This window comes from Nitrososphaerota archaeon (assembly GCA_027887005.1).
In the GTDB taxonomy this organism is placed as follows: Archaea; Thermoproteota; Nitrososphaeria; order Nitrososphaerales; family Gagatemarchaeaceae; genus UBA183.
Genome location: JAPCJI010000003.1, coordinates 190,323 through 212,002 on the forward strand (window position 1 = coordinate 190,323; position 21,680 = coordinate 212,002).

A 21,680-nucleotide genomic window follows, 5' to 3' on the forward strand; every position below is an offset into this window, starting at 1 on the left:
TCTCAGAACCACTAGCCGAGGTAAAACCTGCCTTGAAGAGTGAGTCTGGAATAGGTAAGGAAGCCCTAGTTTCTGGGAAGCTAAAATTCACAGTAGATTCCTCTCTGCTTCGCGAATTAGGCGAGCGACTCATCGGCAAGCCTTTCATCGCCCTTGCTGAGCTGGTAAAGAACAGCTACGACGCCGACGCGACCTGGATTAGAATTGATTTGGATCTGGCTAAGAGCGTTATTGTAGTTTCCGACAACGGGCAGGGGATGACTTTCGGGGAGTTCCAGGACTTCTGGATGAGAGTGGGGTCGACGCACAAGCGAAAACAGCGGGTATCGAGAAGGTTGGGCAGGCCGATGACTGGATACAAGGGTGTAGGGCGGCTTGCTGTCCAGTTCCTTTCGAAGAAATTGGAGATACGCACAACGTCTGAGCAGAATTTGAAGACCCGCTTGACCGCGCGGGTGTCCTGGGAAGAGGCTGTTACAGCTGGCAAGCTGACGGAAGCCTCCGTCGAGTATGAACTTGAGACCTCAGGTGAAGGGTTCGCGAAAGGAACAACGTTGATTCTATCAGAGTTGAAGCAGGATTGGACTCCGGATCGCGTCCAAGACCTGGCTTCCGAGATCTGGCAGCTCCAGCCACCTTATTCCATTTCCCCTATCACACCGGAGCAGGAGAAAGAGACATTCAGAATACTTCTCCGATCTCAGGCAAAGGAAATCGAAACTTCGTTCAAGCAGCGGCTTAGTGCTATCGAAGATATTTGGCACGCCCGCGTTGAAGGGAAGAACGACAATGGGACGGTGACATTGGCCCTCACCTTCGCTGGTGAATCGGAGCCCAAAGTGATTAGATACACAATCCCCGATTGCGTGCTGAGGAATGGTGAGTTCGACGTTAAGATCTATCTCCTCACACGCCGACAACCCCAAGGCATCAAGGTTGGGGAGGCTCGCGATTACCTTTCGAGGTTCGGAGGCGTTCACGTTTACGACGCCGGGTTCCACTTACCCTACTATGGAGGATCTTCAAACGACTGGTTGGGAATAGAGGTCGACCATTCCCATCGGCTTTCGCTCTCGAAGCTCTTGCCTACCGAACTGCAGGTTCAAGAGGGGCTCAGTTTTCTTCCCACAAATTCTCGCCTCCTTGGCCTTGTGAGAGTTGAGACGATCAAGGAACCAAGCCTGAACATCGTCATAACGAGAGACAAGTTCCAAGACGGCCCAGCCTTGAACAATCTGGTCTACATGGTCAGATGGGCCCTCGATTTCTACTCGATGGAGGAGGCGAAGAGAAACCTCGCCGAAGCAGCCGAAGGGCAGGAAATCGCGCCTGCCAAGTTCTTGAAAATCCAAGACGTCCTCACCAAGTACAAGAGCGAACTGACCGAAAGTCAGTACATTCGGATTGAGAAGGACCTAAGAGAGGTTTCTGCGCAAGTCGAGAGCGAAGCCGAGACTATGGCAAAGAGGGTCGGACTCATGGGATCTCTCGCAACAGCTGGAATTTCTACCGTAGCCACTCAGCATGAACTTAGGCAGCAATTCGAGAAAGTGGACAATGTCATCAGGCGGTTGGATAAGATAAGAGTAGAGGATCCATCGACACAGAAGGAAATCACGGAGTTGAGAGAGGAGCTGAGCAGATGGGTGGCAAGAGCCAAAGCAACGAACGCTCTGTTCTCCTTCTTGCAGGACCCTCAAAACGCGGAATCTAGGGAGCGATACAGACTCGGGAGGATGGTAGAAGCGGTGACTTCACAGGTAGCATCTTTCGCCCGATCTACCAGAATCACCAATGAGGGTCTCAACGGCGAACTGCTATTGCCCAAGGGATCCCTGGCAGAATGGAGTTCCATTTTCCAGAATGTGCTATTCAATGCCTTCAACGCTACGTCCGACTCACAGGTGAAAAGAGTGAACTTCAGCTCTCAAGTTCGAGGCGGCAATCGCACCGTTCTCGTGCAGGACACGGGTGTCGGCATGGACCTTTCCCGTGCCGAAAAGTTCTTCGAACCGTTCGTTCGAGAAGTCAAGGTCTCCCCGGAGAGGCAGGCTCTCGGCTACGGCGGGACGGGATTGGGGCTGACTATCGTAAGAATGATAGCGACGAACCTTGGATGTCAAGTCGGCTTCGTTCCACCAGGCAAAGGATACAAGACGGCTTTCGCGTTGAGATGGAGCGAATCATATGACTGACAGAATTCTTGTGTATGACAACGACGGCGATGCGAGTCGTAAGTACAAGGAACGAATGGATTCCGTAAGATCGGTGCGGGAAAACTATCAAGTCGACGTGCTTTCGACTAAGGAATTCAAGAATCAACTCGATGGATTGAGAGAAAGGAGGAAGAGGCTCAGGGTTGGAAAGAGTGTGAGGTTCGAAGGGTTGGAGATTGACGGCGCGTCGATTTTCGTCGTCGATTACGATTTGTTCCAGGCTCTGTCGAATGAGGACGTCCCCACTGGAGAGGAGCTATGTTATCTGGCCAGGTGTTTCTCCAATTGTGGCTTGCTCGTAGCGCTAAACCAATTCTGCAAATACGAAGAGAACGTCTTCGACCTCAGTCTGAGAGGACATCCGGAGTCTTTCGCCGACCTGAACGTGGGTGGCAGACAAATTGGGAATCCCGGCCTTTGGGGCGAAGACTCCGAATTCCGGCCTTGGTCCTGGCCTAATCTCATACGCGCTCAGCAGTCCTTTGAAGTGAAGACGAAGATTATGCTTGAGGGCCTTGAAAATCCCATCGCCGAAGTCTTGGGAATGGAGGAGTTGGCCGAGACAATGCCAGTCAACTTGACCAAATTTCTAGGACTCGAAGGCGGAAAAACTCTGGTGAGGAATTTCGTCGCCGAGTCGGCCAGCGGATTGAAGGGGAAAGACAAGCCACCTTCGGACGAAATCGTGGCCCGAATCGCCGCGTCAAGGGTCTCGATCTGGTTGGAAGGATCGGTATCCCCCGGTCAGGACATCCTGATCGACGGGCCTCATCTTGTGTCCCGCTTCCCGAGTCTTCTGGCCGGAGAACCTGAAGACCCAGCCTCTTGGAATAAGACTGCTTCATTCGGCGACTACGACGAAATCGGCATAAGAGATGCCAAGATCAAGACTTTCGAATTCCTAAATGACGAACTGCTTTCCAGACCGGCTTGGCTTTGGAGCCCTCTATCGAAGTCGAGGGAGATTGTTGAGGTAGAACACCCTTGGGAGCGAAGGGCAACGACTCTGGCATTCGCGGAAGATACCAGCAAGTTCCACCCGAGAAGCGAATGTATTGAATATGAGGCCAATCTCGATTCGCCGTACGACACGAGATTCGCAAAGAGAGTCAGCGGTGTAGACTACAGGCCAGCCAACATGCTCCTAAGATAGGGAAGAACCAATTGAACGCAGAAGAACATTCAGCACAGCATGATTTCGATGCAATGAGCAAGATTGTAAACAAGCTCTACAAGATGTCCCGCGATTACTGGCGAACGGGATCGGGTAGGCCACGAGAGAAGAACAAGAAGGCTTTGGAGTTCCATGATCGAGTACAAGCCTTCAGGTTCCCATTAACCGCCGGCGAAATGAAACAATTACTCTTGAGGGACCGAGTTAACAGCAAGATAGAGACCGAAGAGACCAAGTTCGTCCATCTTCCTCCATTGGAGGACGATCCCTTGTTCATACCAGTCTTGCGCATCAAAGCGGACCTTCCAAACAAGTTCGCGGAGTTCAGAGTGGAGATGTACACCTACAAAGACGAAGCGGGCATGGAGAACCGACCTAGCGGGATAGGATTCCGTTTCGAGACGCCGACATTGGATTCACCCAATCACAACTTCCATCACGTTCAACTCTTTGATACGGAGAACGGGGGAGGACTCGGGGAGGCCCTCATCAAACTCCCATCGACGGTACCCTGTATGCCGCTCCTCGCGGATGAGCCGGTATCGCTTACTCTCTGCATGATTGTCAGTCTCTATGGGACTCAAGGATTGAGCGACGTGATAAGCGACCTCAACCTAGACCCGATGTACTTTGCTCCTCTGAGACAATTGGTTACCTGAAGCCCAGGGCGAATCCCGAGGAGGGCACGGACCGACTTCAAAGGAGCCTTCCTAGTCATCGGAGCAGTCAGTTATTGCCTTCCAGCCCTGCTTAGGCTCATAAGACGAGGTGAAGACTTGGACAAGACGGATAGCTCGACAGATTTGGTGGAAGAGAAGAAGAAGCGAACCCAACAGGACCCGTTTGCAACAAGCTACTCAGTTTTCCATACTCAAATCTCGCTCAACCACTCCCAGCCTGTCAATGCCAAAGTTCAAGACCCCTTCGCACCCTTGCCATTCTACGCTAGATGGCTAACGCTTCCATAGATGTTCTCGGCAGTTTCAAACTAAACCATTGGTATAAGCTAGCCATTTACCTAGGTGCGGTTCTGATCATCCTGGGCTTTGTTTTCGTCAACAACTCCAATGTAGCAAAATACACTAGTTTTGCCGTGGACAGTCTCGTCCTGGGACTGATAGTGTGGATGCTTGACGACACAATCTATGCGATTGGAAGTTCGAGAATAGAGGGGGCACATTACGATGATGCTAAGCGGGAGGTGGCTAAGAATTACGCTTTGGCTATCTTCGTTGTGCGCTGGTTTGGGCTTGTCCTTTGGATTCTTATCATTCTAACGTCTCTCTAATAGTAGGTTGTGCCTTCCTTGAGCCTCGTTTCCGAGTCTCCAATCTCGCCCGGCGCAGGCAAATACGAAGCGGAAGGAGAAATGAACGGGAGAAACGAACCTCAGTTTAAAAGAACCATCTCCCTGGAGCAGACCAGGTCTTTGAAGATCAACAGGTCGATCCGGCCGGTCCTGACGATCAAAGTTCCTTGGAAAAGCGTCTGGAAGCACTATCGGGACTGGAACAGGACTTCCCAGGGCGAACCTGCGGTCGTTTCCTACTTGGCGGCCCATCCTGAATTCCTGGATGCCAAATTGAAGAAGGCCAAGATCGACGTTCCGAACCTGGAACTGGCTGGGCTGGAGGTCGTGTTCCCCCGGAAGAAAGGTGAAACGGGCAGATTTCGGAGAGCGGACATGGTTTTCCGAAGCGACGAGAATTTCGTCATCGTATCAGCCAAAGAGAATGATGAGAAAGCCGCCCTTGGAGATGCAGAATACTACGCTAGATTACTCCGCGACCACTTGGTAGAGAATGACCTTGACTATGGTTGGATAAAACCAGTCGCTGTAATGATGTCCGGGTATCCTGACAAGGCGCCGCGTGGTTGGGGTGTTGGCGATCTCCTCGACAGCAGCGGCCTTTAGCATATTGGCTGGAAGGTTCGTTCCCTAGAATGCCAAACAAGACAGAAGGGGCAGCCGTTCGTTACGTCGAGGGATGGGCAAAGAGAAGAAAGATCAAGACAAAGCGTGTGAAGAAAGGTTCAGGCTTCGACCGGCTTTTCATCTATCCAAGTGGTATGAAGGAGGAGATCGAGATCAAGGGTTCGGCGACGGATGATGGCCTTCCTGACATGCCATCCTCAGAGTTCCGGAGGAGGAGGCTCAAAGCTGATTTCGTGCATTTTGTGGCAAACGTCGAAGCCCATAGGAAGAGACATTACATTATCCCTCGGAATGAATTCAAGCCCGGCGATCTCTATCCGAAGCACACCTATCGAATCAACATAGGACAGCGGAGGCTCGACAATTACCTAGTCAAACGAAAAAGGAGGACCAGTTCATCCTAGGGGCCAACAGGCTTAGGCACGTCTTCGATTCGGTTTCCCGTACTCAACTCTCGCCCGGGAGTGATGGCAAGCTACCCTGGCTCGCAGGTACAGTAGGGTAATTAGGAGGGCAGTCAGACCCTATCATCGAATGGAAGGCAGGGATTGGATCAGTCTAGTGATTGTCGTGATCTATGGGGTTGTTTTTTTCCTTGCGCTCCTCATATACAAGCCAAGCCTTGATGCGTTCTATCTCGGTCCTGACGTTTTTGGAGCTCTGTTCATCGCAATTGCAATCGGAATGCTAGAGCACTCAAGGGAAGTGGACAAAGCCGTCATACGAAACCCCTTCGCCGTGATGGCCCAGCGAGATTACTGGTACTACGCAGGCCTTGTAAGCATGATTTCAACAATCCTTGGCGGCCTCCTCGCTGGATTCCACATCGGCGGATTGATCCAGATTGTCTTGTTCTTTCTTTCCTCGATAGGAGTTCTTGCCATATTTGTATTGGCGGGAAATCTGACATTGACATCCGAGGTGCCTTCCCAACGAAGTCAGTAAGAAGCTTTGAACTCCGTTTCCCACATCCCAATCTCGCCCGGGGCAGTCCTCACACATGAGATGGTCTTGGGCCCTTTGGCGCCAGACGATGTCATAGAGAGCGAACTCGGGTATCTCCGAGACACAGCCAATGAAAGCCTCGAAATGAACATGGACTACTTGCTGCCCGATGACAACGGCCCCAAACTGGCAGTGGCTCTTCTGGACGGGCTTCTTGTCGACTGGGGGAAGATGGCCAAAGAGACCCGTGATTGCTGGGTTGTAGCCGAAAGCCTGAATCCATTGCTCCGATACGATTATGAACAGTCTTTCAGTAGGATGGTCAAGATTTCCCATGCGGGTAAAAACCACGTACGCAATAGGTTTGATGTTTGCTGTCGTCGCTTCAGCGACGCTCGCAGTGGGATTCTATTCGGTCTCTTTCGCGGCCGCCGTCGCAACCTTAGCGCTTGCCGGAGTTACCGTCGCTCTCGTAGTCCTGGACGAGAGGGATCGATCGGCAATGAGAGTTCCACGTCTTCACCTAGTATTTACCCGAGGGGCAGGTGACAATCTTCACAGAGAACTTGACATGAATTCTGGCAAGGTAATCGGCGTTCAGAATTCGGGTCCTGGCCTAGCCATCAAAGTCCGCATTGAAATCACCCCTTTGAAGGCTTCCTTCTGGCGAGAATCCTACCCAAAGCCAGAGGACCAGTTCTGGGGTGGATTGAAGTCTCCAGACGCTGTGGGGGCAAAAGAGCCGTTCAAGATATGGAGCCATGCGATGGCTCCTGGCGCAGAAGATCGGTGTTTGGTTTACGCAGACGACGCCGCTAGCGATGGCATCGCTCTCGGGCCTTCCAACATAGAAGGGGTGAATCTATTGCGAATCGTCACGTATGCTTACGACATAGTCAACCACCCTCACGAGGGTCGGACCGTCTACTTGTCTGATTTCAAATTCAACTCCTCATCACAACATCGAGAGACAAACTGGCGCCCCATCGCATGGGAGACCTCAGACGACGCATAGAAGTTCTTGTAAAACGACCGCTGAGCAGTAATCACCGTTCAACGGCCGGTCATGGATGAGGTGTCGAATTGGAATATGACCTAGGGACATATTCCCGTCGGGTCGCACTCGTTACCTGGGAAGAGGGGCATCGCGCCACCTCGTCGAAATCCCGCCCGGGGGCGCTTGAGCACGGTATCCCATACCCTAGTCTCGCCCGGGACATCCTTGAGCCTTGTTTCTCATACCCCAATCTCGCGGGGGGAGGAGGTCTCATATCAGCCAAATCTCCTCGCGGGCCCTGAAATCCACTTTCAGAACCCGTTTGGGGGCGGGCCCCTCCGGGCCCGCACACACTATTGTTAGCATCAGCATAGAGCATGACCAATGCAAGAAGGATTGTTGCCGATCACGGGAAGCAACAGGACTGCCACATATACACAGTTACGCTGTCTGGCCAGCTTTGACCTGATCCGGCATAGCTCGATGATACAGTGAAGTTGAACCGAAACTCCACGGAGCCGTTGGAGGGAACATTGCACCCTCTGGCATCGAGGCTGGGCCCTGAAGTGAAGGCACAGTCCGGAATTGAAGTGAAGTTCACGTAATGAGCTGCGGAGGAGTAGACCAAGAAGGCTACGTATGCGCCCCCTACATACGTCCCCGGATTGACTCCTTGAAAAGTGGCTTTCAACGTCACGTCCCCAGAGGTCTCTCCGACGATGTAGATCGGACAGACCGCTGTGAACTCGGTCGTCTGGCAGATTGTGGGGCCTAACGACCCTACCTGGGCCCTGCCACCCTGGATCGACAGGGTCGGAAATGGCCCGCAGCCTACGAGGTGGTCACATTGAGCATTCTGATAGGTGGCGTAGGCAAGGAAACCGACAAGTGCCAGTCCAATTATCATTACAACCGCGACGAAGCGCCAGCTTCTGCGTTTCTTTGGTAACTCCGGCGCCGATGAATCAGTGTCACTCATTCCTTCAAGTGCTTAGCCCAACTTTGATTTACGCCTACTCCCTAGAACAGCCTTGTGATTCCAACTATTGATGCGGTTCGACGCCATACGCACGTTGTTGAATCGGCCACTGCGACTGATGCCAAATTCGGAACCGGGTTTGAACGCTAAACTGGTCAAATCCCTCCGGGCCAGCCTGTGATTCCCCGACCCTGCCGTTAGGAAACGTCTGCCAAAGTCTATTACCTGTTCTAGGATGAATCACAAGCGAACGCTTTGCTCCCCCTCTACGACCTCAACAGGCCGAGCAAGAGGCCGTACATCAACTGGGGACTGATTGGGCTCAACGCGGCAATCTTTCTTATCGAAATCTTGGTCACGAGCGACTTTGCTCTCCGCCCCACCGCCACCCTATTCGGGAGCCTTGGACTTGTCCCGTTCTATGTCTATGGCGCTGTCCAGGGGGTGGGGACAGCCTATCTGGGGACACTTCTTACCTCGATGTTCCTTCACGCGAGCCTTTGGCACATAGGCGGCAACATGCTGTTCTTGTTCGTATTCGGGGGTAGGCTGGAGGACATCCTCGGGCACAAGAAATACCTGGGATTCTACCTCCTCTGTGGGATTGCGGGCGGCCTGACCCAGGTGTTCATTTCCGTTGCCAGCGGCCCACCTGACGTCTTCATCCCGAGCGTGGGAGCGTCGGGCGCCATCTCGGGAGTGCTTGCCGGCTACTTCGTCTACTTTCCGAGAGCCAGGATCCTGTCTCTGCTGGGGTACTTCATCGTCCCCATCAGGGCGTTCTGGTTCATCGGGCTCTGGTTCGTCCTACAGCTGCTTCTCTCCTACGGAGGGGGGGAAGGGGGCGTAGCCTACGGGGCCCATATTGGGGGCTTCGCGTTCGGCCTTGCCCTCGCGGTAGTCGCCAGGGCCTTCATCAGGCCAGGGGAGTACGAATGACTTCACCGTCGAACGTGCTCTTCACCTTCTATCCGGGCCCAGGAAGTACAACGACAGTCCCGGTCATCCATGGGTGGTAGATGCAGAAGTAGTGGTAAACGCCGGGTTGGGTGAAGGAGAATTCGAAGGTCTGACCGGGGGCGATGGGACCTGAGCTGAAGGCACCGCCCCTGTCTGTAACCGTGTCGTAGGAAATCGAGTGGCTCACCCAGACAACCACACTATTGAGCCCGGCAACGACCGTGATATTCCGGGGGGTGTACTGCCAGTTCACAGGGGTCTCCTCGATGTACACCCTGGTGGAGCCTAATCCAATCTGAGGGTTCGAGGCGGACACGGCGATCGCGGCGGTCGCAAAGTAACCGACGAGGACGACTATCAGGGCGACTGTGAGAGACGGCGTCACCCACTTCGGGACCCTGGCCCTGTTGAGGAAAGTATCTCTCCTCGTCTCTAGCTTGGCAGTCCTTGAATAGCCCAACCATCCCGGGTTCCTCGCAATCACGTAGGCGATGCCCAACACGAGAGTCGGCCCGGTAAGGAGTAGCACCCACCCCAACAGATTCTGGTCCGGGAGAGAATAGAGGGAGTAGATCCGAATGTTCCAAGGGGAAATGAGAGCTACGGCGTAGGCCATGTGGCCGAAGAAGGCAGCCAACAACGCCCCGATCTTCGCAGAATCGGAAAGACGCAGGAGCACGGAGCCGGAGAGGAGTCCGACGGCCAGGAATGAAACATGCTCAACGAAGTGGACGATGGGGTTGAGCACTGCTGCATCCCAAGGCCCTGGGAAGTGCCAGAAGAGTATCAGCATGGACGCTGCCGCCAGCCCCGCCTTCGGCTCCCAACTCTTTTCCGTGACATCGTTCATCCTCATTCTGAGAATCGGATAGGCGACTAAGACCCCTGCGAGAACTATCAGAACGTGTTGTAGCATGTGGAGGGTCAGGTCGATTTCGGTCACGTCGTCGAACGGAGGGAAGCCACCAGCAAAGATGAACAGGAATACGCCCAACAGGGAGGCTGACCTGACACGAGACCAGCGGATCTTGGTCACCATCGCTAACCGGCCCAGGTTTTCCCCTACTTATTTGGGAAATGGCCGGAGGTAGGGACGCCTTGGTGACTTGAGAGGTTCGAAGACATTGCCCCGTGGCGCGGTAGGTGACTCTAGAGGCACTTGTAAACTATAGAGGCCATATTGATATAGAAAAACCACGTTGACTTCGCCAGATGAAAGCCTCGCCAGGCAATGCCGGCACAAGCCTCGGGACCAAAATTGCAGTAATTGTCGTGACCGCAGTTTCCTACGTCCTTGGAAAGGCGATTACCGCCCCAATACCGACTCCCTGGCATGTCGGTCAGCTACTGATTGGAGTATTCCTACCGGCATTCTTTGTCATCGTCTCGGATACTTTTCCCGCAGCCATCGGGGCGGGCATTGGCACATTCATAGGGGACGTAGTCTTCCTTGTCCCGCTTGGAGCCACAACCCCAGTGCTGAGCCTCGTTGCAGGGGTTCCAGCTAACTTCGTGGGAATACTGTTCCTCGGATGGTTTGCGAAGAGGTACGGGTCGTGGACAGGCTTCGTGGCCGCTACGATTTCTTTCGTTACCCTTGGCAACTTCATTGCGGCCATCGCTGTCGTGCTGTTCCTTGCACTGCCGACCTCGCTTGTCCTCGGGTTCGTTGTCTTCTGGAACACGACCTCGATTCCTGCTGTGCTTCTAGGAGTCCCGATTCTCATCCGGGCTGTACGGCCACTCTACGGCCGAACCAACATACTCTCCTACGAGCCGCAGTGGGCCAGCAGCCTAAAGCCAAGACAGACTGCGATTGCACTTTCGTTCGGGGCTACTTTCATCGTGCTGGGTGCTGTCCTCTTCCTCTTCTCGTTCCCGAACCCAGTAACTGGTTTCTCTCCCCTCTATTTCGAAATCGCCGCAGTTGTCGTTCTCATCGCCGCGCCGATCACTGGCGCCATCGCTGGAAATAGGCTGCAGGCGAAACAGGCTGCAAAGTAGGATCGCCACTGCCTTCGCCCCGGGAGCTATAACCAACTTCTTCAGCGTCCACTACGACCCTTCCAAGGACGGGAACTTCCGAAATGCGGGCGCCACCGGGGGTGGATACGTCCTTTCCAGGGGCGTGGTCACCAGAGCCAAATTCATCCCTGGGAGTCAAGAGCAAACCGAGATCATCGTGGACGGCGACCCCGCATACAGGGCGACAACGACGCGCAAGGCGGTCGAACTCCTCCTGGATGGGCATGGCCATCCCCGTGGTGGATTGGTCCTAGAGCAGTCGATGCAGATTCCCATCGGCTTCGGGTTCGGTGCGAGCGCAGCAGCTGCAATATCTGGGGTATACGCGGTCGCGGCTGCCCTGGGACTGAGGCTGCTCCCGAAAGACATAGCCTACCACGCTCACGTCGCTGACATCGTCCAGCAGACAGGCCTCGGCACAGTCTCGGTCACCTTCGAAGGGACAGGAGCAGGGGCCATAACCAAGGCGGGTGCTCCCGGGGTGTCCAAGTTCCTCAACGTCAATGTGCCAGAAGGGACGAGGCTTGTGACTGCCTCGCTCGCCCCGTTCAGAAAGAGCGACGCGCTCTCGAAACCTGATACGACCAGGACGATCAACAGACTCGGAGACGCGTCCCTGCGCAGGTTCGTGGCGGAACCGACCCTCGAGCGGCTTGCTACCGAGGGGGAGAGGTTCGCAGAGGACCTCGGCCTGATGACACCCAAGGTCCTTAGCCTGGTGAGGATGGCGAAGGATGCTGGGGCAAGTCACGCGAGCCAGAACATGATCGGGCACGCCGTCCACGCGCTCACCCCCGAAGGCCGTGCCGCGCGGGTCGTGAAAGCCTTCAGAGCATCCCCCCTCAAACCTCGGGTCGAGGTTCTGGAAGTCGGGATTCATCCCGCGCGGGTTCTCGAGCCCTTAAGGGAAGGTTAGCCCACGGTCAGCAGTTCCTTCGTGAACCTTGTCAGGACCATAGGTTTGCTTCCCGTTTTCACCGTATCTTCAATCCGAATCCCGTATCTGCCAGGCAGGTAGACCCCAGGCTCGTCGGTCACCACGTCGTTGGCGAGGAGTCTGCCCTTGCTCCCCCTCGCGATTGATGGCAGTTCGTGGATGTCGATGCCCACACCATGTCCCACGCTGTGGTTCAGGTACCTGTCGACCCCGTGCCTTTTCAAAACCCTGACTGCGGCCTCATGAACGTCTCCGCAGGGCGTACCCACTCGCACCAGGTCAAGCGCTGATTCCTGCGCCTCTAAGACGGCTGCGTAGTGCGCCCTCATCTCTCGGGTGGAGGAACCAACAGCGAAAGTTCGGGTCTCATCAGAATTGTAACCCTTGTACCTGAAGAAGATGTCCGCGACAACGAAGTCTCCCCTCCGGATCTTCCTCCCCGTGAGCTCGGAGTGCGGGAGCGCCCCGTTTTCCCCAGATGCCACTATGGCGGGGCTAAGGGCAGAGTCGGACCCCGACGGGGTAAGCTCGTTGGCAGTCGCCACCTTCATGACCTCGGCGGCTACCTCCCACTCTGTCCGTCCGGGCCTCAGCTCCCTGGTCAAGGCCTCGAACACCCTATCCAGCCCCCTGGACGCCGTCTCTATCCTCTCAATCTCCACCTCGTCCTTGGTCCTTCGTGCCTCGAGGAAGAGTGCGGGCTCGACCTTGAACCTGGGCGACCTTCTATTCATCCGGTCGTCGTCCACCACAGCGCCCCCCCTCTCAAGCTGTCTCATGAGGACCTGGGGGTCGTCCTTCCACCTCTTCGCGACGACCACCTCGACCTCTTCCCCCAACTCCGCGACCCTGTCGGCCTCCAGGGGGCTCGTAACGACCACCGTTTTGTCAGGGAGAACTATTGCGGCCCCGCTGCCCCAGAAAGAAGTCAGGTAGAAGATGTTGGCCCCCGTCATGGCGACAACCTGCTTCCCTCGAGCCAGGGAGAGCAGTCGTTTGCGCCTTTGGGCGTAAACCGTCAAGTTCTCGCTTTCCCAAACCAAGCGCTTATATTGCTTCTCAAACGTGTCACATGTTCGGGGCAATCCGAACAGTGACGTACATTCGCAGGCTAGAGATGAGAGGGTTCAAGTCCTCAGGCCCGCGAACTGCGGTCGTAAACTTCGAGAAAGGGTTCACAGTAATCACTGGGCCGAACGGCAGCGGGAAATCCAACATCGCAGACGCAATCACGTTCGCGCTCGGAGAGAATTCCCCGAAGGCCCTGCGCTCAGGCAACAGCAAGCTGTCCGGTGTGATATTCGACCCCAAGAAAGAAGACGCGCCTTCGCAGGGGAAGCCCACTTCATGCAGGGTCACCATTCAGTTCGACAATTCTGACCGTGAGGTCCCAGTCGACTCTGATCTCGTGACTGTTACGAGGGACCTGAAGGACGACGGCGACAACACCTACTACGTCAACGGGCGGAAGACGACCCGCTCCACCCTGACCGAGATACTCGACCTGGCTGGCCTTTCCCCGGGAGGCTTCAACATCGTCGCCCAGGGCGCCGCGACGAAGCTGGCGGACCTCAGTCCGGAGGAAAAGAGGAAGGTCATTGAAAGCGTGGTCGGCATCTCGAAGTTCGACGAAAGGAAGGCCGAAGCCCAGAGGCAGCTGGGCCAGGCAGACCAGAGGCTGGAGGTCGCGATGGCTCGCATAGGGGAGATGCGGAGCACCCTCGAAGGCCTGGACTCCCAGAGGACAGACCTGGCGAGGTACAAGCTCCTTGAAGACCAGATCAACTGGCTGACCGCGGTGCGGACATCGGGGAGGATTGGAGAGCTGAGGGAGAAAGTCTCCGCACTGAAGGCCCAGGAACAGGAGTTCGCCGGAAGGATCACCGACCTGTCTGCCCGCTTGGCAGTCCTCGAGAACAAAGTGGGAGAAGTGGAGAGCGAGAAGAACCGGTTCATCGTCGATATCATACAGGGAGGAGGTGCAAGCCAGATGGAACTGCAGTACGAGCTCCGGGACGTGAAGAACGAGCTCGAGACCCAGGAGGCTGACCTTCAGTCGGCTGAAAGGAACGTCGCCGACCTGGAAGCTGAAACCATCCCACAACTCAAACAGACTGTTTCAGCGAAGCAGAAGGAAGTCAACGCAGCCAACACAAACGTCAGACAGCTCACCGCAGAGATTTCCAAGCTCGACTCCCGCCACGCCGAATCGGCCGCCCGACTGAAAGAATTCTTCAACGCAGGGGAGGAGCTCCGCTCGACCATCGAAAGGAAAGGAAAGCAGTCCGCCCGGGTCCAGGTCCGACTTGCCGACCTGACCCCGAAGGTGAGCCAGGCCGACCTCGCCATAAACGCGGCCAGCGCGAACCTCGGCGTCGAGAGGAAGAGGCTCGACGAGCTCAAGCTCAGGGTCGACGGCTACTCGGAAGTGCTCAGCAAGCTGGAGGAGAACACGACGAAGCTCTTCGGGCTCTACGACGGCTCCACCAAGGAACTCAGCAAGATTGACGAGGACCTCTCGGGCGTCGAGAAGACGCGGGACAAGCTCGTCTCGTCGATCGAGAACGCGTCCAGGATCCTCGAGAAGGCGGGGGCAGAGGTCTCCAGGGAGGAGGCCTTCCGCCACATGTCCGAGAGCCTCGCAGGAGAGCGGAGCGGCCAGCTCAAACTTCAGGAGTTCTGCGACAACGGGGGTGTCCCCGGCTACGTCGGGCGCCTGGGCCAGCTGATGAAGTATCCCCATACCTATTCGAAGGCAGTGAACGCGGTGATGGGCAAGTGGATGGGCGCGTTCATAGTCCAGGACCTGCGGTCCATGACGCAGCTGATCAAGGCAGCGAAGTCCCTGAAGGCGAAGGCGTTCTCGGTCATCCCGCTGAGCGAGGTGGAGGACGCAAAGGCGGTCGACATCGGCAAATCAGCCGGCGTGATGGGTCCCCTTTCGGCGGTGATAAAATGCGAAGATGAGTTCACAGGCCTCGTGAACTTCCTCGCAGGCGACTCCGTGCTGGTGGACACCGAAGCCATCGGCTACATCCTCGCGTCTGAGGGGGTGAGGGCTGTCACGGTAAACGGCGAATCATTCGAGCCCGGCGGGAAGGCCTTCTCCTACGGCTACCAGGAGGTCCTGGTCAATCTGATGGAGGGCCTCGAGAACATCGAAGGGATAAGCGAGGTCGAAGACGCAGTGGGGGCCCTAAAGGGGGCGATAGACAGGCGGAGGTCGGAACTGGAAACTATCGAGTCGGACTCCCGCTCGATAATGAAGGAGCGCGTCAAGAAGATCGTCTCCGCGACCAGCCTGAAGGCAGAGGCTACCACTGTCACCCGCATCGCCAACAGGTACAGGAGCATATTCAGGAACATGAGCTCCGAGTACCAAAAGCAGGTGGGCGTCGTGGAACGCCTGGAGTCGAAACTCAAGCTAAACTCGCAGAGGAAGGAGTCGATATCGAGGGGGGTCGCTTCCCTCCAGCTGGTTCTTGCCGACACCCAAGCGCTGGGCCTGGACCAGATGCTCTCCGAAATCGACGCCGCGAAGCAATCCCTCTCCTCTGAGATAGACTCGGTCAGGAACAGGATCCAGGACCTGAACCTAACCCTCTCCAGGGAGAAGGCGAACCTGGAGAACGTGCTCCTGAGGGGGCTGGAGGACAACGAGATGGACCTCGAGAACGCGACCGAGGACCTCCGCAACTTCAAGCTAGTCCAGAGGGAGGCGCCCAGGACCATAAGGGAGCTGAGAGACCAGAAGGCCCTCCTCGAATCACAGATCCAGAAGCTGCTCGACTCTTCAAAGCGGAGCCAACCGGTGCTCGACGAGTTCGACGCCCGGACCAAGAAGCTCAAGGAGGAAAGAGACACGGTCACGCGCTCCGTCGCAGGAAACCAGAAGGACCTGTTCACCCTCGCCAGCCAGGTCTCCTCGGTCACCGAGAAGCTGGAGGAGGCGCTGGGGAGCCTGAGGATGCTCGGCTACACGCAGGAATTGGAGACCTTCGAAGGAAGCGAATCGCTGTTATCAGAGCTCGAATCCGAGTATCAGCTGGTGGTAAGCTCCGTCAATAGGAGCGCCGACAGACAGTACACAGAGATGTACGTGAACTACAAGAGCCTCTCGGTCAGGCACAACGAGCTAGAGAGAGAGAGGAACTCCATCATCAAATTCCTCGAAAGCGTCGAAGGGGAGAAGACGAAGGTCTTCATGTCCGCCTTCGAGAGGGTCAGCACCGGGTTCAGCGAAATTTTCATGCGCCTCACGGGAGGGGATTCGGCCCTGGAGCTGGAGAACCCGGACGAGGTCTTCTCCGGGGGTGTGATCCTACGCGCAGACTTCGGCAACGGCCTTCGGGAATCATCGCAACACAGCGGAGGGCAGCGGGCGGTGACGGGGGTCTCCATGATACTTGCGATGCAGTCCGTCCAGTCCCACCCATTCTACCTCTTCGACGAGATCGACGCTGCCCTCGACGCGGTGAACTCCAACAGCCTCGCGCACTTCTTCAAGGAGAGGTCCTCCGAGGCGCAGATAATCGCCATAACCCTGAGGGACGCCTTCGTCGCGGAGAGCGACATGACCTACGGTGTCTACTCGGCCAGCGGGATCTCGCGGGTGATGCACTACAGACCAGCCGAGGTGCCGCACCGTGGCTGAGTCAGGCTTCCTGTCCAGGCCCCCCCTGAACATGCTGATCGACCCTTCCCGCGCCAAGCTAAAGCCCTGGGAGATCAATCTCACCGAGCTTCTCGACCTCTTCTTTCGCACCATAAGCCAGTCTGAGCTGATCGACATGAGGGCAGCGGGGACCGCGGCCCTCTCCTCGGCCACCATATACCATTTCAAAGTGGAGTCCCTGTTCCTCTTCGAGAGGCTGAGAGCCCAGCAAAGGTACCTCGATGGCTCCGAGCCACCCCAGATCATCGTCATGCCCTTCCGCTACGAAGTCTACTCCACGAACGTCGACGAGCTCTTCGAGGAGCTGACCAGGATCCTGCAGGACATCATCGTCCACGAGCAGGGGGGAGAGCCCAGCGTGGTATCAGTGGCGGAGCTTCCCGCGCCCAACCTAGAAGACTACGTCATCGCTCTGCAGGCCATCCTTTCCGAGTACCGAAAGATACTGGTCGAAAGGCTAAGGGCCACAGGCAAGGTGCTGCTCTCCGAGCTGACAAGAGGCCTAGACCCCATCGGCGCCGCACGTGTCTTCATCCTACTTCTTTTCGCGGCCAACAGCGGCGAGGTCGTCATCGAACAGGAGGAAACCGACGAAGACGCCCTTGTCGTCTCGGTGGGCCAGCTTGAGTGAGACCCAGAAAGGCCAACCTCCGAAGGAAATGCTAGCGAAGGTGGAGGCCGCGCTCTACTCCGCGGGACGCCCCATCAGCTCCATCGAAATAGCGAAGGTCGCCGGTACTTCTTCCGAGAGGAAGGCGGCCGCCATGGTCAGGGAGATCGCCAAACTGGTCAATTCGAGCATGACCGCCGTCGAAGTCGTGGAGTATCCCGGCTCCAGGTTCGCGATGCAACTCAAGGCGCAGTACACCCAGGTAGCTAGGAGGTTCGCGACGCGGCCCCTCCTCTCCCGGGCGGCACTCAGGACCCTCTCCTTCATCGCCTTCTTCCAGCCAATCATGTCCAGTGAACTTGTGCTCAAGCGGGGCTCCACGGCCTACCAGCACCTGAAGGAGCTGGAAGAGGTGGGGTTCGTAGTTAGCGATAGACAGGGTCGGAGCAAGGCGTACCGGACGACGGGGAGGTTCGCCGAGTACTTCGGACTGAGCATCGACACCCCCACCCTGAAGCGGCAGCTCGAAGCCAGAAACTTGACGCTGAAATGATGGCAACGCTTAACACCAGGCGGAAGTGGGCGCTCTTTTCAAGGAATAGAGCTGGTTGACTCGACCGATTGAGAACCTGACGAAGCGAAAGAACACCGGCGGAAGGTCCCGGCCTTCAAGAGGCAGAAGGGCCTACGAACGGGACGGCTATGCCATCGAACCGCTGGTGGGCCCCACTGCGGGGCGCCCGAGCAGGAGGAGAGGGGGGAGGGTGAGCGTCGGCCTGACCTTTTCTGAATTCGCCAACGTCTCGGATTCGTCGGGGAAGACGGGCAAGTCCAAGATCCTCCGGGTCAAGAAGAGCCCGGCCAACAGGGACTACGAAAGGCGGGGGGTCATCACCAAGGGTGCAGTCATCGAAACCGATGCGGGAGAGGCGGTCGTGACCTCGCGTCCCACCGATGATGGAGTCGTCAACGCAGTCCTGACGACCAAGAAATGAAGGAATACGAAAGGCTCGTTATCTGGCTGGACTATTTCGATTCAGAGCTCAAGCGGAGAGAAGGGAGGCGCGTCCCACTTAGCTCAGCGACCAGGGCTCCGACCCTCGACGAGCTCGCCGAGGCCTGCCGCAGGCTCAATCTGAAGCCCCTGCTCCAGTCCGCGAAGTACCCCAATTCCCCGGCGAAGCAATCCGGCTACGTATCGGTCACGAAGTCCGGCCCCAAGCGCAAGGCCGTGCAGAGCGTCGCAAGGGAACTCTCGGTCGTAAGGGGCATGGCTCTGAAGAAACAGTCCTCCGGCCGGTCGGGCCAGAAAAAACCCGGACGAGCCACGAAGGTTTAAAGGCAAGGAGACGGCCGTGAAATTTTCTTGTTACAGGTCGGTATTTTGCTTCATCAGGCCAAGAGCGGCCGACTTATCGTGCGCCTTTCCAAAGAAGTCAGACCCGGTGCGTACCTCCACGACGAAAAGGGAAGGAAACTGGGGAGAGTGGGCGAGCTGATCGGACCGGTGAAGGCGCCCTATGCGTCTGCCTCGGTTGTGACCGCGAAGCTTGGGAAAACGGGGGACCCCGTTTTCGTCGAAAGGTGAGCGGAATGAGCCTTTGGAACAGCCGCGGAGATGACGCTTTTAGGACGTCTTGCCCGGTCTGCGGAAACAGACTGATCGGGGACACTGAGAAGGGCGAGCAGGTCTGCCCGACCTGCGGCTACGTGACCTACGCTCCGGCGGACGGGGGCCCGGAATGGAAGGCCATGGACCTCGAGGAGAAGAACAAGAGGGTCCGGGTAGGCGCCCCCACCACCCTTTCCCTACACGATATGGGCCTGACGACCGAAATCAGCAGAACCATGCGCGACTCCCACGGAAAATACCTCGACCCGGCGATGCGCGCCACGGTGGAGAAGATGCGGAAGTGGCAGAGCCGCTCTAGGACGATAAACAGCGAAGAGCGGGGGCTCTCCAACGTGCTGTCGAAGATATCAGAGCTCTGTGAGGCCCTAAACCTCCCTGACAACGTGGCCGAAACTGCCGCCCAGGTCTACAGGACGTCCGCGAGGATGAAGGTGGCGAAGAGCAAGTCCATCCTCGGCATGACCGCAGCCACGGTCTATCTCGCGTGCAGGAAGTGCGGAGTCTCGAGGACCCTAAAGGAAGTGGCGAGGGCAGCGGGCATGGAAAAGGGGAGCGTGGCCCGGTACTTCAGGCTGGTTCTGAAAGAGGTGGAGAAGGAATACGTGCCTCCGCCGTCAGTCGAGAAGTACATTTCCAAGCTCATCAACATGGCTAAGATCAACCCGAGGGTGGAAATCCTCGCCCTCACCCTTTCGAGGAAGACCAACGACTCGAAGATTTCCAGCGGCAAGGCTCCGGCGGGGTTGGCTGCGGCCTACGTCTATCTCTCTTCGGTCATGATAGGGGAGCACCTCCCGCAGAGAGAGGTCGCGGAGTTCGCCGAAGTGACGGAGGTCACGGTCAGAAACAGGTGCAGGGAGATCCTGGACAACTTCGTCATCAGACAGGAGTTCGCGCCTGCGAAATGACCAAACACAAGGCCGCCGCAAAGCGCTCTCGCCCTTCGAAGGCGCCGAAGCCTCGCGCCCAGAAGGAAGGTGCCCGAGCAAAGAAGAAGGAGGAGGCGCCCCGCCCTGTCGAGAGGACTGAGGAAGAGCTCGTCGACCTGACCTCGAGGGTGTACAAGCTAGTAGTGGAGCGCGGAAGGGAAGGGGTGCTCCAGAGCGAAATCTGGAAGGAGCTGGGGCTTACCAGCCGAGACGGCTCCAGGCTCGCGATCCGGCTCGAGAGGAGAGGACTGATCGGTCGCGTGAAGGTCCTCGAAGAGGGAAGGTGGACCTACAAGCTCACGCCCCTTCGCTTCCCCACCGACATGACCTCCATCGAGAAGGCACCATGCATCGTGTGCCAGTTCGAGTCGAAGTGCTCCATCGACGGACAGATCAACCCCTACATCTGTCCCTGGATAGGCCCCTGGGTGATCGAGGAGGCGCGGGTCGCTCAGATGCAAGCCCCTCAGGCTGACCCAGTTCCGGCAAGGTAATCCCCCATGGCACGCAGCGAGAAGTTCGAATCGATAGTGGAAGCCGCGACCAAGGCCCGGGCCAGCGCCTATTCTCCATACTCCAAGGTGAAAATCGGGGCCGCCGTACTGACCTCGGGAGGGAAGATATTCAGCGGCTCCAACATTGAGAACGTCTCCTACGGCCTGTCCTGCTGCGCGGAGAGGACCGCCATCTTCAAGGCTGTCTCCGAGGGGCACAGGGACATCGTCGCCATAGCGGTCGTAGGCAAGTCGGAGGACTTCACGAGGCCCTGCGGCGCGTGCAGGCAGGTCATGGTCGAGTTCAATCCCAAGATGAAGGTGATCAGACGTGGGATCGACGGATTCTCCGAAGACGCTACAGCCGCCTCTCTCCTCCCCTCTCGCTTTTACCCTGAAGAGCTAGCGAAGCGATGAGGCTCCAGGAGGCTAGGAAGGACCTTTACAGGCGGCTCGCCAAAGAGCAGGGATACAAGAGCCGTGCGGCCTTCAAGCTCATTGAGGCCAACGAGAAGTTCGGGTTCATCCGCGAGGGGGACAAGGTGGTGGACTTTGGCGCCGCTCCTGGAGGATGGGTGCAGGTCGCCAGTGAGATGGTGGGGCCCACGGGGTTGGCAGTCGGGGTCGACCTTCACGAGATACGCGTCAAGCGGAAGAACCTCAGGAACATCCAGGGAGACGTCTTCGACAAGGGCGTCATCGCCAAGCTTGAATCCATCCTAGGGGGGAAGGCAGACGCGGTGCTCTCGGACCTGGCTCCGTCCGTCTCAGGGGTCTGGGAACTCGACCAGACTCTCCAGGTCGACCTCACGCTGCACGTGCTGAAGCTCTGTGAAACCATCCTTAAGCCTGGGAGGGACGCGTTCCTGAAGCTTTTCGAGGGGGAGAGGTCTCCGGAGGTTAGGCACATATTCGAACGGTGTTTCGAGTCTGTGCACCCCCTGAAACCTGCAGCGAGCAGGAGCGCAAGCTCAGAGCTCTACTACTACTGCGAAGGGTGGAAAGGAAGAGCCCTGACGTCGGCTAGCCCGCTGCGACCCTGACCGCTTCCACCACGTCCTCGTACCGGGCATCTGTCTTGATCCCAGTCTTCTCGAAGGGTTGCCTCGCGCTCGAGAACCCGCCCTTCACCAGTGCTTCTACGACCGATGATTCGGGAACAGTCGCCAA

At 56.9% G+C, this 21,680-nt stretch carries 24 protein-coding genes; 21 read left to right on the forward strand and 3 right to left on the reverse strand.

Translation table 11 applies throughout. The annotated features are described in order from the left end of the window. Positions 1-32: 32 nt before the first annotated feature. The 8 genes from OK438_04375 (at position 33) to OK438_04410 (ending at position 7,286) form a co-directional block, all read left to right on the forward strand. Positions 33-2,195, forward strand: coding sequence for an ATP-binding protein (locus OK438_04375; GenBank protein ID MDA4124671.1), 2,163 nt, complete (start codon positions 33-35; stop codon positions 2,193-2,195). Then, the gene (locus OK438_04380; GenBank protein ID MDA4124672.1) at positions 2,188-3,369 is read left to right on the forward strand and encodes a hypothetical protein; all 1,182 of its coding nucleotides are present in this window, start codon (positions 2,188-2,190) and stop codon (positions 3,367-3,369) included. The genes OK438_04375 and OK438_04380 overlap by 8 nt, the downstream gene beginning before the upstream one ends. Positions 3,370-3,380: 11 nt before the next feature. Beyond that, complete coding sequence (locus OK438_04385) at positions 3,381-4,049, forward strand: hypothetical protein (protein MDA4124673.1); 669 nt, start codon at positions 3,381-3,383, stop codon at positions 4,047-4,049. A gap of 290 nt (positions 4,050-4,339) precedes the next feature. Beyond that, complete coding sequence (locus OK438_04390; GenBank protein ID MDA4124674.1) at positions 4,340-4,678, forward strand: hypothetical protein; 339 nt, start codon at positions 4,340-4,342, stop codon at positions 4,676-4,678. Between the two features lie 18 nt (positions 4,679-4,696). Further along, a complete protein-coding gene (locus OK438_04395) occupies positions 4,697-5,305 on the forward strand; it encodes a hypothetical protein (GenBank protein MDA4124675.1) in 609 nt (202 codons plus the stop codon). A gap of 29 nt (positions 5,306-5,334) precedes the next feature. Continuing rightward, positions 5,335-5,730, forward strand: a complete 396-nt coding sequence (locus tag OK438_04400) for a hypothetical protein (GenBank protein ID MDA4124676.1) — start codon at positions 5,335-5,337, stop codon at positions 5,728-5,730. A 130-nt stretch (positions 5,731-5,860) separates the two neighbouring features. Continuing rightward, positions 5,861-6,271, forward strand: a complete 411-nt coding sequence (locus OK438_04405) for a hypothetical protein (GenBank protein MDA4124677.1) — start codon at positions 5,861-5,863, stop codon at positions 6,269-6,271. A gap of 334 nt (positions 6,272-6,605) precedes the next feature. Then, on the forward strand, positions 6,606-7,286 hold the full coding sequence (locus OK438_04410; GenBank protein MDA4124678.1) for a hypothetical protein: 681 nt from the start codon (positions 6,606-6,608) through the stop codon (positions 7,284-7,286). A gap of 388 nt (positions 7,287-7,674) precedes the next feature. On the opposite strand, the gene OK438_04415 is transcribed toward OK438_04410, so the two are convergent. Further along, positions 7,675-8,247: a hypothetical protein gene (locus OK438_04415; GenBank protein MDA4124679.1), complete on the reverse strand. Its 573-nt coding sequence runs from the start codon at positions 8,245-8,247 to the stop codon at positions 7,675-7,677. A gap of 255 nt (positions 8,248-8,502) precedes the next feature. On the opposite strand from OK438_04415, the gene OK438_04420 reads away from it, so the two are divergent. Beyond that, positions 8,503-9,186, forward strand: coding sequence for a rhomboid family intramembrane serine protease (locus tag OK438_04420; GenBank protein MDA4124680.1), 684 nt, complete (start codon positions 8,503-8,505; stop codon positions 9,184-9,186). A gap of 28 nt (positions 9,187-9,214) precedes the next feature. Here OK438_04420 and OK438_04425 read toward each other — a convergent pair whose 3' ends face one another. Beyond that, positions 9,215-10,246, reverse strand: coding sequence for a DUF1404 family protein (locus OK438_04425; protein ID MDA4124681.1), 1,032 nt, complete (start codon positions 10,244-10,246; stop codon positions 9,215-9,217). 173 nt (positions 10,247-10,419) lie between these two features. Between OK438_04425 and OK438_04430 the strand changes: the two genes are divergently transcribed. After that, positions 10,420-11,211, forward strand: coding sequence for a hypothetical protein (locus tag OK438_04430; protein MDA4124682.1), 792 nt, complete (start codon positions 10,420-10,422; stop codon positions 11,209-11,211). Next, entirely contained in the window at positions 11,135-12,148 is a 1,014-nt protein-coding gene (locus OK438_04435) for a hypothetical protein (protein MDA4124683.1), read from the forward strand. Before OK438_04430 ends, OK438_04435 begins: the two co-directional genes overlap by 77 nt. Here the strand turns inward: OK438_04435 and OK438_04440 are convergent. Next, complete coding sequence (locus tag OK438_04440; protein ID MDA4124684.1) at positions 12,145-13,191, reverse strand: Xaa-Pro peptidase family protein; 1,047 nt, start codon at positions 13,189-13,191, stop codon at positions 12,145-12,147. The genes OK438_04435 and OK438_04440 overlap by 4 nt on opposite strands. Positions 13,192-13,262: 71 nt before the next feature. Between OK438_04440 and OK438_04445 the strand changes: the two genes are divergently transcribed. The 10 genes from OK438_04445 (at position 13,263) to OK438_04490 (ending at position 21,553) form a co-directional block, all read left to right on the forward strand. Beyond that, positions 13,263-16,823 (forward strand): chromosome segregation protein SMC, encoded by a 3,561-nt coding sequence (locus OK438_04445; GenBank protein ID MDA4124685.1) that lies wholly within the window; start codon positions 13,263-13,265, stop codon positions 16,821-16,823. Beyond that, positions 16,816-17,475, forward strand: coding sequence for a hypothetical protein (locus OK438_04450; GenBank protein ID MDA4124686.1), 660 nt, complete (start codon positions 16,816-16,818; stop codon positions 17,473-17,475). The genes OK438_04445 and OK438_04450 overlap by 8 nt, the downstream gene beginning before the upstream one ends. Continuing rightward, positions 17,468-18,007 (forward strand): SMC-Scp complex subunit ScpB, encoded by a 540-nt coding sequence (locus OK438_04455; GenBank protein ID MDA4124687.1) that lies wholly within the window; start codon positions 17,468-17,470, stop codon positions 18,005-18,007. The genes OK438_04450 and OK438_04455 overlap by 8 nt, the downstream gene beginning before the upstream one ends. 55 nt (positions 18,008-18,062) lie before the next feature. Further along, positions 18,063-18,449, forward strand: a complete 387-nt coding sequence (locus OK438_04460) for a 30S ribosomal protein S8e (protein MDA4124688.1) — start codon at positions 18,063-18,065, stop codon at positions 18,447-18,449. Next, entirely contained in the window at positions 18,446-18,793 is a 348-nt protein-coding gene (locus OK438_04465) for a signal recognition particle protein Srp19 (protein ID MDA4124689.1), read from the forward strand. Before OK438_04460 ends, OK438_04465 begins: the two co-directional genes overlap by 4 nt. Before the next feature lie 78 nt (positions 18,794-18,871). Then, complete coding sequence (locus OK438_04470; protein MDA4124690.1) at positions 18,872-19,042, forward strand: hypothetical protein; 171 nt, start codon at positions 18,872-18,874, stop codon at positions 19,040-19,042. A 5-nt stretch (positions 19,043-19,047) separates the two neighbouring features. Next, a complete protein-coding gene (locus OK438_04475) occupies positions 19,048-19,995 on the forward strand; it encodes a transcription factor IIB (protein MDA4124691.1) in 948 nt (315 codons plus the stop codon). Next, positions 19,992-20,510: a transcriptional regulator gene (locus OK438_04480; protein ID MDA4124692.1), complete on the forward strand. Its 519-nt coding sequence runs from the start codon at positions 19,992-19,994 to the stop codon at positions 20,508-20,510. Before OK438_04475 ends, OK438_04480 begins: the two co-directional genes overlap by 4 nt. Positions 20,511-20,516: 6 nt before the next feature. Next, complete coding sequence (locus OK438_04485; protein MDA4124693.1) at positions 20,517-20,927, forward strand: cytidine deaminase; 411 nt, start codon at positions 20,517-20,519, stop codon at positions 20,925-20,927. Continuing rightward, positions 20,924-21,553, forward strand: a complete 630-nt coding sequence (locus OK438_04490; GenBank protein ID MDA4124694.1) for an RlmE family RNA methyltransferase — start codon at positions 20,924-20,926, stop codon at positions 21,551-21,553. Before OK438_04485 ends, OK438_04490 begins: the two co-directional genes overlap by 4 nt. Positions 21,554-21,680 lie beyond the last annotated feature (127 nt).

What these genes read in the sequence shown, in the direction of transcription:
- OK438_04380 (MDA4124672.1), top strand. Translation starts at nt 2,188, where the DNA reads ATGACTGACAGAATTCTTGTGTATGACAACGACGGCGATGCGAGTCGT.
- OK438_04390 (MDA4124674.1), top strand. Translation starts at nt 4,340, where the DNA reads ATGGCTAACGCTTCCATAGATGTTCTCGGCAGTTTCAAACTAAACCAT.
- OK438_04400 (MDA4124676.1), top strand. Translation starts at nt 5,335, where the DNA reads ATGCCAAACAAGACAGAAGGGGCAGCCGTTCGTTACGTCGAGGGATGG.
- OK438_04405 (MDA4124677.1), top strand. Translation starts at nt 5,861, where the DNA reads ATGGAAGGCAGGGATTGGATCAGTCTAGTGATTGTCGTGATCTATGGG.
- OK438_04410 (MDA4124678.1), top strand. Translation starts at nt 6,606, where the DNA reads ATGCGGGTAAAAACCACGTACGCAATAGGTTTGATGTTTGCTGTCGTC.
- OK438_04415 (MDA4124679.1), bottom strand. Translation starts at nt 8,247, where the DNA reads ATGAGTGACACTGATTCATCGGCGCCGGAGTTACCAAAGAAACGCAGA.
- OK438_04425 (MDA4124681.1), bottom strand. Translation starts at nt 10,246, where the DNA reads ATGGTGACCAAGATCCGCTGGTCTCGTGTCAGGTCAGCCTCCCTGTTG.
- OK438_04430 (MDA4124682.1), top strand. Translation starts at nt 10,420, where the DNA reads ATGAAAGCCTCGCCAGGCAATGCCGGCACAAGCCTCGGGACCAAAATT.
- OK438_04465 (MDA4124689.1), top strand. Translation starts at nt 18,446, where the DNA reads ATGAAGGAATACGAAAGGCTCGTTATCTGGCTGGACTATTTCGATTCA.
- OK438_04475 (MDA4124691.1), top strand. Translation starts at nt 19,048, where the DNA reads ATGAGCCTTTGGAACAGCCGCGGAGATGACGCTTTTAGGACGTCTTGC.
- OK438_04480 (MDA4124692.1), top strand. Translation starts at nt 19,992, where the DNA reads ATGACCAAACACAAGGCCGCCGCAAAGCGCTCTCGCCCTTCGAAGGCG.
- OK438_04485 (MDA4124693.1), top strand. Translation starts at nt 20,517, where the DNA reads ATGGCACGCAGCGAGAAGTTCGAATCGATAGTGGAAGCCGCGACCAAG.
- OK438_04490 (MDA4124694.1), top strand. Translation starts at nt 20,924, where the DNA reads ATGAGGCTCCAGGAGGCTAGGAAGGACCTTTACAGGCGGCTCGCCAAA.